13 protein-coding genes are annotated in these 13,644 nt (G+C 55.1%); 6 read left to right on the forward strand and 7 right to left on the reverse strand.

Going from position 1 to position 13,644, the window contains the following annotated elements:
- Positions 1–147 precede the first annotated feature (147 nt).
- Positions 148–1,149 (reverse strand): GlxA family transcriptional regulator, encoded by a 1,002-nt coding sequence (locus AC6I8L_RS18765; protein ID WP_058960639.1) that lies wholly within the window; start codon positions 1,147–1,149, stop codon positions 148–150.
- Between the two features lie 88 nt (positions 1,150–1,237).
- On the opposite strand from AC6I8L_RS18765, the gene AC6I8L_RS18770 reads away from it, so the two are divergent.
- The gene (locus AC6I8L_RS18770; protein ID WP_058960640.1) at positions 1,238–1,933 is read left to right on the forward strand and encodes a cysteine hydrolase family protein; all 696 of its coding nucleotides are present in this window, start codon (positions 1,238–1,240) and stop codon (positions 1,931–1,933) included.
- On the opposite strand, the gene AC6I8L_RS18775 is transcribed toward AC6I8L_RS18770, so the two are convergent.
- Positions 1,934–2,281: a hypothetical protein gene (locus AC6I8L_RS18775; protein ID WP_058960701.1), complete on the reverse strand. Its 348-nt coding sequence runs from the start codon at positions 2,279–2,281 to the stop codon at positions 1,934–1,936.
- A gap of 282 nt (positions 2,282–2,563) precedes the next feature.
- Between AC6I8L_RS18775 and AC6I8L_RS18780 the strand changes: the two genes are divergently transcribed.
- Positions 2,564–3,556, forward strand: coding sequence for a glycosyltransferase family 32 protein (locus tag AC6I8L_RS18780; RefSeq protein WP_058960641.1), 993 nt, complete (start codon positions 2,564–2,566; stop codon positions 3,554–3,556).
- 66 nt (positions 3,557–3,622) lie between these two features.
- Here the strand turns inward: AC6I8L_RS18780 and AC6I8L_RS18785 are convergent, their stop codons facing one another.
- Entirely contained in the window at positions 3,623–4,807 is a 1,185-nt protein-coding gene (locus AC6I8L_RS18785; protein WP_072226553.1) for a BaiN/RdsA family NAD(P)/FAD-dependent oxidoreductase, read from the reverse strand.
- A 243-nt stretch (positions 4,808–5,050) separates the two neighbouring features.
- Here AC6I8L_RS18785 and pitA point away from each other — a divergent pair, with 243 nt between their 5' ends.
- Positions 5,051–6,550 (forward strand): inorganic phosphate transporter PitA, encoded by a 1,500-nt coding sequence (gene pitA, locus AC6I8L_RS18790; RefSeq protein ID WP_058960643.1) that lies wholly within the window; start codon positions 5,051–5,053, stop codon positions 6,548–6,550.
- A 63-nt stretch (positions 6,551–6,613) separates the two neighbouring features.
- Here the strand turns inward: pitA and uspB are convergent, their stop codons facing one another.
- Positions 6,614–6,949 (reverse strand): universal stress protein UspB, encoded by a 336-nt coding sequence (gene uspB / locus AC6I8L_RS18795; protein ID WP_058960644.1) that lies wholly within the window; start codon positions 6,947–6,949, stop codon positions 6,614–6,616.
- A gap of 420 nt (positions 6,950–7,369) precedes the next feature.
- Between uspB and uspA the strand changes: the two genes are divergently transcribed.
- A complete protein-coding gene (gene uspA / locus AC6I8L_RS18800) occupies positions 7,370–7,807 on the forward strand; it encodes a universal stress protein UspA (protein ID WP_034819767.1) in 438 nt (145 codons plus the stop codon).
- A 102-nt stretch (positions 7,808–7,909) separates the two neighbouring features.
- On the opposite strand, the gene rsmJ is transcribed toward uspA, so the two are convergent.
- Both rsmJ and prlC read right to left on the reverse strand, forming a co-directional pair.
- Positions 7,910–8,659: a 16S rRNA (guanine(1516)-N(2))-methyltransferase RsmJ gene (gene rsmJ, locus AC6I8L_RS18805; RefSeq protein WP_058960645.1), complete on the reverse strand. Its 750-nt coding sequence runs from the start codon at positions 8,657–8,659 to the stop codon at positions 7,910–7,912.
- Between the two features lie 8 nt (positions 8,660–8,667).
- Positions 8,668–10,710: an oligopeptidase A gene (gene prlC / locus AC6I8L_RS18810; protein WP_058960646.1), complete on the reverse strand. Its 2,043-nt coding sequence runs from the start codon at positions 10,708–10,710 to the stop codon at positions 8,668–8,670.
- A 223-nt stretch (positions 10,711–10,933) separates the two neighbouring features.
- Between prlC and AC6I8L_RS18815 the strand changes: the two genes are divergently transcribed.
- Both AC6I8L_RS18815 and AC6I8L_RS18820 read left to right on the forward strand, forming a co-directional pair.
- A complete protein-coding gene (locus tag AC6I8L_RS18815; RefSeq protein ID WP_034819774.1) occupies positions 10,934–11,776 on the forward strand; it encodes a 23S rRNA (adenine(2030)-N(6))-methyltransferase RlmJ in 843 nt (280 codons plus the stop codon).
- Between the two features lie 62 nt (positions 11,777–11,838).
- Positions 11,839–12,654, forward strand: a complete 816-nt coding sequence (locus AC6I8L_RS18820) for a CPBP family intramembrane glutamic endopeptidase (RefSeq protein WP_058960647.1) — start codon at positions 11,839–11,841, stop codon at positions 12,652–12,654.
- Here the strand turns inward: AC6I8L_RS18820 and rnz are convergent.
- Positions 12,651–13,562, reverse strand: a complete 912-nt coding sequence (gene rnz / locus AC6I8L_RS18825; RefSeq protein WP_058960648.1) for a ribonuclease Z — start codon at positions 13,560–13,562, stop codon at positions 12,651–12,653. The genes AC6I8L_RS18820 and rnz overlap by 4 nt on opposite strands.
- Positions 13,563–13,644: the final 82 nt, after the last annotated feature.

Raw genomic sequence — 13,644 nt, forward strand, 5'->3', positions numbered from 1 at the left:
TTCGCCATCCGTTGTTAAGAATAGCCCTCATTGGCCACGCTGAAATATTCTTCTCATCAGATAGCCTGTCAAAATGATCCGGGAATAATTTTATCCGTCCTATTTTCAATGCATTCTTATCAATAGGTTGATTTACAAACCATTAATTCACACCCGACCACGAAATGTTTTCCGGTATTGTAACGGAGACGTATTCAAATTCTTTTTAAAATGTCGCCTTAACATTAATGGCGAAGAGAATCCGGCTTTTTCTGCGATCAGCTCAATTGGCTGGTCGGTTTTTTCCAAAAATCGCTGCGCCAATGCCAGACGCTGATTCACTAACCAATCACTGAAACAGCTGCCGGTGGCTTGGTTAAAACGGCGCGTAAAACTGCGACGACTCATCAACGCTCTCTCCGCCAACTGATCCAGCGTGAGGGCCTGCTGCAAATTTTCGGTGGCCCAACTGAGCGCCGACATAAATCGATCGTTGCCCGCCGAGTGATAGACCGGCTGCTCAATATATTGTGCCTGGCCGCCCTGCCGATGCGGCGGTACCACCAGCATGCGCGCCACACTGTTGGCCACATCCACTCCACACTGTTCACGCACCAGATGCAGGCAGCAATCGATACTCGCTGCAGTGCCCGCCGAGGTTACAATCTGCCCTTCGTCGATATACAACACGTCACGGTCAATCGTCACATCGGGGTAAAGCCGTTCAAAATCACTCATCCAACGCCAGTGTGTCGTGGCGCGCTGCTGATGCAGCAAGCCAGCGGCTCCGAGCACAAAGGCGCCCAGACACAAGCCCACAATCTGTGCACCGCGCTGTGCAGCCTGCTGTAACGCCTGCAACAAAGCGGGCGGTGGCGCAATGGCAGGATCGCTCCAGCTGGGTACCACCACCATATCCGCTTCGGCCAGCATAGCCAGTTCATGCTCCGCGACAATCGAAAAACCGCTGTTGGTGCGAAGCGGACCGGCGTGGGTGGCACAGATCATTAATTGGTAGCAAGCTCGGCCATCTTCGCGTTCCGCCTTCTCAAACACCGCACAGGGAACGGAAAGATGAAACGGGATGATGTCGTCAAACACCACAATACCGACCTTAATGGGCGCATCCAGGTGCGCCATTTTTGGCGCAAAGTGAACGTTATTTGTCATGCGCAGTACTCCTTCACTTTCGGCACAATCGCCATACTGCTGTGCATCGGAAGTCACCCTGACTTCCCAATCAAAGAGATTATTAGTGATGAAAAACCTTTTTGCTTCAGGCACCTTAGCATTAGCGATGGCAATTTCAGGCAGCGCTATTGCCGAAGAACACAAAGCTGAAAATGCACCGACCATTCGTACCATGAGCGGTGCCACAGCCACCACCCAGCTGACGGCCAATCAAACCGCGGTCATCGTGATTGATATTCAGAACGAATACTTCGCTGGCGGCAAAATGCCCATTCCAGACGGTATGAAAGCACTGCAAAACAGCAAGCGCCTGGTTGAGTTTGCACACAAGCATGGCATGCCGGTGTTCTTCGTCCGTCATGAAGGCGCGGCAGATGGCCCGCTGTTCGCCAAAGGCAGCCGCTTCGCTGAATTCCACAAGGATTTGCAGCCGGGCAAAAATGATCGTGTCATTACCAAAGCCACACCGAGTTCTTTCGTGGGAACCGATTTGAAACAACAACTCGACAGTCTGGGCATCAAGCAGTTAATTGTCACCGGTCTAATGACCCATATGTGCGTGTCGTCCACCGCACGTGATGCCGTACCGCTTGGCTACTCGGTCATTATCCCGGAAGATGCCACCGCCACGCGCGATCTGGCGACCTGGGATAACAAAGTGGTCGATCACAAGGTGCTGCAGCAGAGCGCACTGGCAGGCGTTGCCGATGTGTTTGCCGAGATCAAAACCACTGACGCGGTATTAGCGCTGCCGTTGCATTAATCACTGCACCGCTTTACCCGGTAATAACTTTTCCGACATCACCTTGCGGCAGGACAGACTTTCCTGCCGCGCCTGCTGCTGCTGCTCCGCTGATAAATCCTGCCACACGCTTTGCAGATGTTCTGCCAGACCTGACTGGAAATGAATTTTCTGCAGCGCATAGTCCGAGTTGCTGCCTTCAATAATCTGTTGCATCGCCTGGGGTGAGTTGTCGCGCCCATCATGGGTCAAGGTGCAGAACATGGCGATGTAATAGCCTTTGTCTTCATCGCTATAGTGCGGCATCAGCCACCAGACAGCCGCGCTGATGACGATAAGCACGGGCAGAAGGAATTTGAGTTTGAACATGGAATCATGGGCCTGTTGGAAAAAACGCGGCGATCTTAACAGATTCATCGGTTAACAGCCCTTAAACACCCACGGCAACGGCACGGCAAGTGAACGCCGCCTGCGTATTCTCTTAAAGTAACGTTTTCAGAGTTTATTTATTGAGCAGTTCAGCGCTGTTTGTTAATTTTGAGCCACTTTTCGCGCCAATCGCGCTTCATCGTGCCCGCTGTCACAGGGCCAGTTTTTCGCCCTAAAGCGGCAGAAGCTGGGAGAGCGGCCGACAGGGTTACAGGAATGATCATGTCCAACCATAAGCTTAAAATGCATTTGATTTCGCTGGCGTTGCTGGCGGAAAAAAAGCTGACCACACGCAAACGCCTTCCCGCCTATCACGCCGCAGCCGAACAGGATATTAACCTGCAGGGTCGTGCTAATCCGCCTGCGCCCATTCCGCGTCAGGTTTGGATGTACTGGGAAAGTGAAAAGCTCCCGGCTGAAGTCCAGATTTTTGTCGATAAGATTGCCCGTGAAAACCCTGGCTATGCGTTGACGGTAATCAACAATCTCAATCTGCATGACTATTTACCAGACCTGAAGTTTGTCCACGCGGGGATGCGGGCTTCGCACAAAAGCGATGTGATTCGCCTGGAGCTGCTGCATCGTTATGGCGGAATCTGGATGGATGCCACCATTATCCTCAATCGCAGCCTCGATGAGCTGTTAGCGGTGAATGCGGATGAGCGTTATGACCTGGTGGCTTTTTATCGCGAGGAATCCACCCGCGACCGCGCTTATCCGGTTATGGAATCCTGGTTTCTCGCCGCGCCGAAAAACAATGCCTTTATCGGCCGCTGGCTGCACTGCTTCCGTCCGATTGTGGAGTTAGGCTCTGAAGCCTTCTTCCAGCAATTATTGGCGCTGCCGAACTACGACACAATTCTGCAGGGCATCAAGACGCCGGATTATCTGGTGGTTTATATCGCTCAGCAGCAGGCGCTGCGGGAAGAGAATCACTACAACTTCTACTTACGCAAAGCGGAAGCCGGTGCGTTATTGTATCAAACGCTGAGCGGCTGGCGTCCGGTGAAGCTGAGCCGCATGCTGATGGTGGACGCTTTACCGGAGGTGTTGCCACCGGTGTATAAGCTCACCAGCTTTGACCGCAAATATATCGCGACGCATATGAAGTATGGCGTGGTCAACAGCGATAGCCTGCTGGGGCAAGTATTGCTGCACGACCAGCCGAAAAACCTGACACCTGCAGTGACGCCGTTCCGCAGAGCCAGGCATTAGCGCTGCAACCTCAGCATAAAGCTGAACCTCGTACACTGGCGTCGCCTTTGATGGCGACGTGATAACTCACAGCGCCTGCGCACACGCCCAGGCTGAACTCCACGCCCACTGGAAGTTGTATCCGCCGAGCCAGCCGGTGACATCCACCACTTCACCAATAAAGTACAAACCGGGCACATCGCGCGCTTCCATGGTTTTGGAGGAGAGTTGCGTGGTATCGACGCCGCCCATCGTCACTTCGGCAGTGCGATAACCTTCGGTGCCATTAGGCTGCACGCGCCACTGATGCAAGGTGGTGACCAACTCCGCCTGCTGCTTGCTGTTGAGCTGCTTCAGCGTCACATCCGGGATCTGCTTCAGCTCCTGCAACACTTCCACCAGACGCTTCGGCAGGATTTTCGCCAGACTGTTTTTCAGGCTGAGGTTCGGATGCGCCTCGCGTTGCACGTTGATGAAATCATCGAGCGAAGTTTCCGGCGACAGGTTGATGGTGACAAACTCACCCGGCTGCCAATAGCTGGAGATTTGCAGAACTGCCGGGCCCGACAAGCCGCGATGAGTAAACAGCATCGCTTCTTTAAACAGCGTGCCATCCTGCGCGGTGATGGTGGTGGGCAATGACACACCCGATAAGGTATGCAGCTGCTCAAGCAGTGGCTTATGCAGCGTAAACGGCACCAGGGCTGCGCGCGTCGGGAACACTTTCAAACCAAACTGCTCGGCCACTTTATACCCGAATGGTGTCGCGCCCAGACCCGGCATCGATAAGCCACCGCTGGCGATCACCAATTTCTCAGCCTGCACCTCGGAGCCATTCAGTTGCAGCCTGTAGCCGTTTTCATCGCGCGTCACGCTCAGCACTTCACTGCGCAAGCGCAAAGTAACCTGCCCGTCTTCGCACTCTTTTAACAGCAAATCCACGATCTGCTGCGCCGAATCATCGCAGAACAACTGGCCGAGGGTTTTCTCGTGATACGCAATCTTGTGGCGATTCACCAGATCGATGAAGTCCCACTGGGTGTAACGCGCCAATGCCGACTTACTGAAATGCGGGTTGTGCGAGAGATAGGCGGCCGGTTCGGTGTACATATTGGTGAAGTTACAGCGGCCACCACCGGACATCAGGATTTTACGTCCCGCCTTTTTGCCGTTATCCAGCAACAGCACACGACGACCCAACTGCCCTGCCTGCGCCGCACAGAACATGCCGGCAGCGCCTGCACCTATTACGATAACGTCAAACTTGTCCACAGTGCTTAATCCACATAATTGAAAGGCGGTGATTGTAGAGATCTGCGGCATTTCGCGCCAGCGTCAAAAAAATGCCGTAAATGTGTCATATTGTAACTCGCTTATTTTTCAGTCTTTTTACCTTGTCTGATGGGGTTTGTGGCAATTTTAAGACAAAAAAGGACTATATTTTCCTTTCACATCATGCGGGTTGTCGCCGATAATGCGCCGCGTTCATGTCCTCCAAAAAATGGCGTAACGTTTATGCTACATCTGTTCGCTGGTCTTGACCTCAGTACCGGCCTGTTTTTGGTTATCGCTCTGCTGTTTGTATTGTTCTATGAGGCAATCAACGGTTTCCACGACACTGCTAACGCAGTCGCTACCGTCATCTATACCCGCGCGATGCGGGCGCAATTGGCGGTTGTGATGGCGGGTGTTTTCAACTTCTTAGGCGTTTTGCTGGGCGGCTTGAGCGTGGCTTATGCCATCGTGCATATGCTGCCAACTGATTTACTGCTGAATGTGGGTTCCGCTCACGGCCTGGCCATGGTGTTCTCCATGCTGCTGGCTGCCATCATCTGGAACCTTGGCACCTGGTATCTGGGTTTGCCGGCATCCAGTTCTCACACCCTGATTGGCGCCATTATCGGTATTGGTCTCACCAATGCGCTGATGACCGGCACCTCGGTGGTTGATGCCCTCAACCTGCCGAAAGTCATTAATATCTTCCTGTCACTGATCCTGTCGCCGATTGTCGGCCTGGTGATTGCGGGCTCGCTGATTTTCATCCTGCGTCGTTACTGGAGCGGAACCCCTAAACGTTCGCGCATCCACATGACGCCCGCTGACCGTGAGAAGATCGATGGCAAGAAGAAGCCACCGTTCTGGACGCGTATTGCCTTGATCGTTTCGGCGATTGGCGTGAGCTACTCCCACGGTGCGAACGATGGTCAGAAAGGCATTGGCCTGATTATGTTAGTGCTAATCGGTGTTGCGCCTGCGGGTTTCGTGGTCAACATGAATGCCTCAGGTTATGACATCACCCGTACTCGCGATGCGGTCAATCATCTGGAACAGTATTATCAGCAGCACAGCGATTCACTCACCCATATCGTCCAGATGGCGCCGCCTGCGGTGCCAACGCCGGAAGAGTCTGTGGGCGGGCCGCATGAGTTCCATTGCGACAGCAGTCGTGCGCTGCAGGCTATCAATCGTGCACAAGTGTTGCTGACCAATCTGAACAGCTATGACCAACTGACGGTGGATCAGCGCAGCCAGATGCGTCGCCTGTTGATGTGCGTCTCGGACACGGCCGATAAAGCCGCGAAACTGCAAGAGACCACTCCGGACGATAAGCGCTTCCTCAATAAGCTGAAGGGCGATCTGCTGGGCACCGTGGAATACGCACCAATCTGGATCATCATGGCGGTGGCATTAGCGCTGGGCATCGGCACCATGATTGGCTGGCGTCGTGTGGCAACCACCATCGGTGAGAAAATCGGTAAGAAAGGCATGACCTACGCGCAGGGCATGTCAGCACAGGTGACCGCTGCGGTGTCGATTGGGGTTGCCAGTTATACCGGTATGCCGGTTTCCACCACGCATATCCTGTCATCGTCCGTTGCCGGTACCATGCTGGTGGATGGCGGTGGCTTGCAGAGCCGCACCATTAAAAATATCGCCATGGCGTGGGTGTTTACCCTGCCGGTGTGTATTGTGCTGTCAGGTTCGCTCTACTGGATCGCGCTGAAAATTATCTAAGCTGCTATCAGCAAACAAGAGGGCGACGGTTCAACACTGGTCGCCCTTTTTTATTGCCGCTGTTTAGTGCCAGATCGCCAGACCAATCAGGCTCACCACCACCAAAAAACAGAGCCCGCTGGTCAGGACAAACTGCCTGCGTACGCGCTCGCAGCGGCGAATAAATTCGTCGTCGTGATGATCGCGATAGCGTTTATCCCAGATATAACGCACCAGTCGCACCTGCTTGCTCGGCTGACCATGAGACGTGAAGAAACCCGCCCCATCCACATATTGATACAGCAGCGGATCGCAACCGCGCAGCACAGCCAATAGCGAGCGCAAAGAAGAGAAGTAGCGCGCCATATTCACCAGACAAACCACACACAGAGCCCAAAAAAGCGCGATAGTGCTGATCATGTTCCCCTCCCAGCTGGAGCCGCAATGACGTCGAAGGCAGCGGGGAAATGCTGTAGACGCCCCACGGGAAATTAACCAGCCACAGATGAATCGAATTGCATTGTTGTTATGCGAACCCGAGCGCGTTACCCAGACGGCAGTGGCACTCATTTTCAGTGTAGGAGATCTGTTCAATTTTTTTCCAGCGATGATTTCGTTCACCGCGAGTGAAAATTGCGATAGCGCTTGATCTTCCTCACAAGCGAGCCGTGGATTGCAGCATTTGTTAACAACTCTGGCTATACTCAGGTCATAACAACAGAACGCCTGCAGGGCATAAATTGTGGTTGGTGGCGCTTCATCGCTGTTTCGCGCAAAGGATTTCGCTCGCCGAGCGGCGGGAATTCAGGTAGCCCCAGAATCTTGAGAAGGAGTTTTATCATGGCTTATAAACACATCCTGATTGCAGTAGACCTTTCCCCGGAAAGCCAGTTGCTGGTTGATAAAGCCGTTTCACTGGCCCGTCCTTATGATGCAAAAATCTCGCTGATCCACGTTGATGTGAATTACTCAGACCTCTACACCGGGCTGATTGACGTCAATCTGGGCGACATGCAGAAACGCATTTCTGAAGAGACGCACACCGCGCTGAAAGAACTTTCTACCAACGCCGGTTATCCGATCAGTGAAACCCTGAGCGGCAGCGGCGATCTCGGCCAGGTGCTGGTGGATGCGATTAAGAAATACGATGTGGATTTAGTGGTCTGTGGCCACCATCAGGATTTCTGGAGCAAGCTGATGTCATCAGCGCGCCAGCTGATCAACACCGTGCATATCGATATGCTGATTGTGCCGCTGCGTGACGAAGAAGACGAATAAAAACAGGGCCAGTAATGGCCCTGTTTTTTTGGTAGCGGCGTAATACATCGCGCGTCTTTAAAGCCCGCGCGATAAATCACGCCGCAACGCCATTATGCAGAATCATACCAATGGCGGATAAATATCAAAGCGATGGCTTTTGGTGACCACGGCCGATTGGGTTGCAACGCCCGCTAACGGCGGCGCGTAATCCGGGCGTTTCACCACAATGCGCTTCTTCGCCAGACGACGAGCGGGTTCCAGCAGCGCATCGGCATCCTCATCGGGTCCCACCAGCGACTGAAACACCCGCATCTCCTTCTTCACCATCGCGCTCTTTTGACGATGGGGATACATCGGATCGAGATACACCACATCTGGCGCGGGCGTGATATCACTCAACGCCTGCTGACTCACCACATGCAGCAGCGTCAGACGTTCGCGCAGCCAGCCGCCAATCTCCGCATCTTCATAGCCACGACGTAAGCCATCATCCAGTAATGCTGCGACCACAGGATGACGTTCCAGCATGCGCACCCGGCAACCCAGCGCCGCCAGCACAAAGGCATCTCGCCCCAATCCTGCCGTGGCGTCGATCACGTCCGGCAAATAGCCACCTTTGATGCCCACCGCTTTCGCCACCGCCTCGCCGCGACCGCCGCCAAACTTGCGGCGATGCGCCATAGCTCCGGTGACAAAATCCACAAAGATGCCACCCAGTTTAGGCTCATCCAGTTTGCGCAGCTCAAGGCGCTCCGGCGTCAGCACCAGGGCCATTACAGCCTGATCGTCATGCTGTAAGCCCCAGCGCTGCGCCAGATGTAATAAGGCGCCGTCTCCGGCGCCTGATTCATCGATTAAACCGATTTTCACAAGCAGGCTTATCCCTGAATTCCGTAGTGTTCCAGCATCGCATCCAGCTGTGGTTCACGGCCACGGAAGCGTTTGAACAGCTCCATTGGCTCTTCGGAACCGCCGCGCGTCAGGATGTTGTCGAGGAACGACTGGCCGGTTTCACGGTTGAAGATGCCCTCTTCTTCGAAGCGCGAATAGGCATCCGCCGCCAGCACGTCGGCCCACAGATAGCTGTAGTAACCTGCGGCATAACCGCCGGCGAAGACGTGGCTAAACGCATGCGGGAAGCGGCCCCACTCCGGGCTTGGCACCACGGCAACCTGTTTCTTCACTTCACGCAGGGTTTCGAGGATTTGCGCACCTTTTTCCGGATTGAACTCGGTATGCATACGGAAATCGAACAGGCCGAACTCCAGCTGACGCAGGATAAACAGCGCCGCCTGATAGTTCTTCGCTGCCAGCATTTTATCCAGCAGATCTTTCGGCAGCGGTTCGCCGGTCTCGTAGTGGCCGGAGATAAACGCCAGCGCGTCCGGCTCCCAGCACCAGTTTTCCATAAACTGGCTTGGCAGCTCGACCGCATCCCACGGCACACCGCTGATACCCGACACGCCCGGCGCTTCGATGCGCGTCAGCATGTGGTGCAGGCCGTGACCAAACTCGTGGAACAAGGTGGTGACTTCATCGTGGGTAAACAGCGCGGGCTTGCCCTGTACCGGACGGTTGAAGTTACAGGTGAGGTACGCCACCGGCTTCTGCAGGCTGCCATCGGATTTACGCATCTGGCCGACGCAATCGTCCATCCACGCCCCGCCACGCTTGTGTTCACGCGCATACAGATCGAGGTAGAAGCTGCCGCGCAGCTCGCCGCTTTCATCAAACAGGTCGAAGAAGCGCACATCTGGATGGTACACATCCACGTCTTTACGCTCTTTGGCGGTAATGCCGTAAATGCGTTTCACCACTTCAAATAGGCCGCTCACCGCACGCTCTTCCGGGAAGTACGGACGCAGTTGCTCATCGCTGATGGTGTAGAGATGCTGTTTCTGCTTCTCGCCGTAGTAAGTGAGATCCCACGGATTCATCTCGTCAACGCCAAACTCTTTTTTGGCGAAGGCGCGCAGTTGCGCTAACTCTTTCTCACCCTGCGGACGCGCACGTTTGGCGAGATCGGTCAGGAAGTCGATCACCTGAGCCGGGTTCTCAGCCATCTTGGTCGCCAGTGATTTGTGCGCGAAGGAGTCAAAGCCCAGCAGCTGTGCCAGCTCGTGACGCAGCGCCAGCTCTTCGGCCATGATCGGGCCGTTATCCCATTTGCCGGCATTCGGGCCCTGCTCAGAAGCACGCGTTGAATAGGCGCGGTACATCTCTTCGCGCAGCGCGGCGTTATCGCAATAGGTCATGACTGGCAGATAGCTTGGGATATCCAGCGTCAGCAGCCAGCCTTCTTGTTCTTTGGCTTCGGCCTGCGCTTTGGCCGCAGCCAGCGCGCTTTCTGGCATGCCCGCCAGATCGGCTTCATCGGTGATCAACTTGCTCCAGCCCATGGTGGCGTCGAGCACGTTGTTGCTGTAGGTCGAACCCAGTTCAGACAGGCGCGCGGCGATTTCGCCGTAGCGCTTCTGCTTCTCTTTATCGAGACCGATACCGGAGAGTTCGAAATCACGCAGTGCGTTATCCACCGCTTTCTTCTGTGCGATATCCAGCGCGGCATAGCTGTCGCCCTGTTTCAGATCGCGATAAGCCTGATACAGGCCTTCGTTCTGTCCCACCCAGGTGCTGTATTCTGACAGCAGCGGCAGCGTCTGCTCGTAAGCTTCACGCAGTTCCGGGCTGTTCTTCACCGAATTCAGGTGGCTCACCGGCGAGAAAATACGGCTCAGACGGTCATCCACTTCTGCCAGTGGCTGCACTAAATTGTCCCAAGTGTAAGGTGCACCCTGTGCCACAACGCGTTCAACTTCGGCACGGCAGTTGTTCAGCGCTTCAGTCACAGCGGGAACCACGTGCTCAGGTTTAATCGCGGAAAACGGCGGTAGCGTGTAAGGGGTGAGTAACGGATTGGTCATAAGCGCAGTCCTTTCTTCATGGAGTGGGGGTGGCGCGCAATGGCGCGACGCAATCTTTCTAACATGCGGTCAGTGAAGGTGAAAATCAATGCTACTGAGAATGGACCCGTAAAGAAAAAAGCGCGAGCGCCGAAACGTCAGCAATTTTTACGCAGCGCGGCTATAATCGCGCCACACACGATGTTTTTATCTCCTTTGATCCAACCGCGGACCCCTCTTTTTTATGCTGAGTTATCGCCACAGTTTTCATGCCGGCAACCATGCCGACGTGCTCAAACATACCGTTGAAAGCCTGATCCTCACCGCCCTGATGGAGAAGGAAAAACCGTTTCTCTATCTGGATACCCACGCCGGTGCCGGACGTTACCAGCTGAGCGGAGAGCACGCCGAGCGTACCGGTGAATATCTGGAAGGCATTGCGCGCATCTGGCAGCAGCCGGACGCGCCAGAACTGCTGAAGCCTTATCTGACGGCCGTTCGCAACCTCAACCCGCATGGCACCTTGCGCTACTACCCAGGCTCGCCGCTGATCGCCCGCTATCTGCTGCGTGAAGAGGACAAGCTGGAGCTGACCGAACTGCACTCCAGCGACTATCCGCTGCTACGTTCCGAATTCAGCAAAGATGCCCGTGCACGCGTAGCGCGTGGCGACGGCTATCAGCAGTTAAAAGCCAAACTGCCTCCGCTGAGCCGTCGTGGTCTGATTCTGATCGATCCGCCGTACGAAATGAAAAGCGATTATCAGGATGTGGTGAAAGGCATTCAGGAAGGCTACAAACGCTTTGCTACCGGTGTGTATGCGCTGTGGTATCCGGTGGTGCTGCGCCAGCAAATCAAACACATGATTAAAGACCTGGAAGCCAGCAACATCCGCAACATTCTGCAGATTGAACTGGCGGTGCGCCCGGATAGCGATCAACGCGGTATGACTGCCTCCGGCATGATCGTGATTAACCCGCCGTGGAAGCTGAAAGCGCAGATGGAAGAGCTGCTGCCGTGGCTGCATCAGAAGCTGGTGCCGGCGGGTACCGGTCACTACAGCGTGACGCAGATCGTTCCAGAATAACGGGCTTTTAGGGTGCGGTTCCTGAGCCGCCCCATGCCGTTGCCCTTCTAAGGACACTTTTTATGTGGATCATTCTGGCTGGCGCACTCACTGTGCTGTCACCTGCCAAACGCCTTGCCGTACTTCTGCTGTTATTGGCGACGATAATGGGCCTGTTCCAGGATGTACTGGACTGGCCTGCTCTCGCCATTTTAGGTGCCATCGCTTTGCTGGCGTGGGTGCGGGTGGAAAATCCCACCAACCGTGCCGTGCTGCTGATCAGCGAAGCGCTGCTGGTGCTGATCGCCGGTGGCCTGTTCCTGCATCTGCTGCCTGGCTTTAACAACCCGCGTCAGATCGAGGAGATGCAGGTTGGCCCCAACAGTGTGCCGTTCAGCTTCTACTACAACTTTGATAAAGCGCTGATCCCCTTTGTGCTGCTGGCTGCCTTGCCCACGCTGTTCCGTACGCAGAAGTTTCCTGCGCCGCACAAGATTCTGTGGCTGCTATTACTAGCGGCGATCCCGCTGCTGCTGTACGTCGCGGTGCTGCTGGGTGGACTGGCGATTGAGCCACACTGGCCGGAGTGGCTCGGCAGCTTTATGCTGGCAAACCTGTTCTTTGTTTCGCTGGCCGAAGAAGCGTTCTTCCGTGGCTATGTGCAACAGCGCCTGCGCCAGAAAATCGGTGGCGTAGCGGCACTGTTGCTCACCGCACTGCTGTTTGGTCTGGCGCACTTCCCTGGCGGCATGATGCTGGTGGTCTTCGCCACTCTGGCCGGGTTAATTTACGGCCTGGCGTGGCACTGGAGCGGGCGTGTGTGGGTCGCCACCGGCGTCCATTTCCTGTTCAACATGACGCACCTGCTGTTCTTTACCTATCCAGCGTTACAGCACTAAATTTCGAACACCGCGAAATCTCGTGCCAGCTCGGTCGCTGCAAACACCGACTGGCACTCCGCCAGTAATCTCTCCCGATCGCCCGACAAATACCGCGAACTGAAGTGCGTGGCGATCATGCGTTTGGCGCCCGCCTGCTTCGCTACTTCAGCCGCCTGAATTGTGGTGGAGTGGCCACGACCGTTGGCCTTCTCAGCCATTGCGGCTTCCAGCGTGGTTTCATGCACCATCACATCCGCATCAGCCGCCAGCTCAAGTGCCACTTCGGTCGGGCCGGTATCACCGAATATCGCCACCACTTTGCCCCTGGTCGCCGGGCCGAGATACGCCGCGCCGTTAATTTCGCGCCCATCCTCCAACCGGATGCGTTTACCTTCTTTCAAATCCTGATACCACGGCCCGCGCGGTACCCCTTCCGCTTTCAGGCGCGGCGCATCGAGGAAGCCCGGTTTATCATGCTGTTCAATACGATAGCCATAACACTCCACCACATGATTCATTGGATAGGCGATGAAGCGGAACTCGCCATCATCCAGCACTTCGCCCGCTTCAATTTCGACGATCTCCAGCGGGAAGCCGGTGTAAGAACCACTGAGACTGAGCGCCGTCTCGACAAACTGTTTGATGCCTTTTGGACCGTATATCGTCATCGGCTCCAGCAACCCGGCCATCGAACGGCTGGTAAGCAAGCCCGGCAGACCGAAGATGTGGTCACCGTGCAAGTGGGTAATGAAGATTTTTTCCAGCTTGCTCGGCTTGAGCGCGGAGCGCATAAACTGGTGCTGAGTGGCTTCGCCACAGTCAAACAGCCAGGTGTCGCCACTTTTCGACAGCGTCAGCGCGATCGCAGTAACGTTGCGTTGCAGGCTTGGCGCACCCGCGCCGGTGCCGAGAAAAGTTAAGTGCATAATGTCTTCCCTGTTAGCGGAACGTAGATTCAACCCTATCATAATCATAGGCTGAACCTTTGCGCCTCTTGCGCAAGCAGCG

The organism is Type-E symbiont of Plautia stali, from assembly GCF_059731115.1.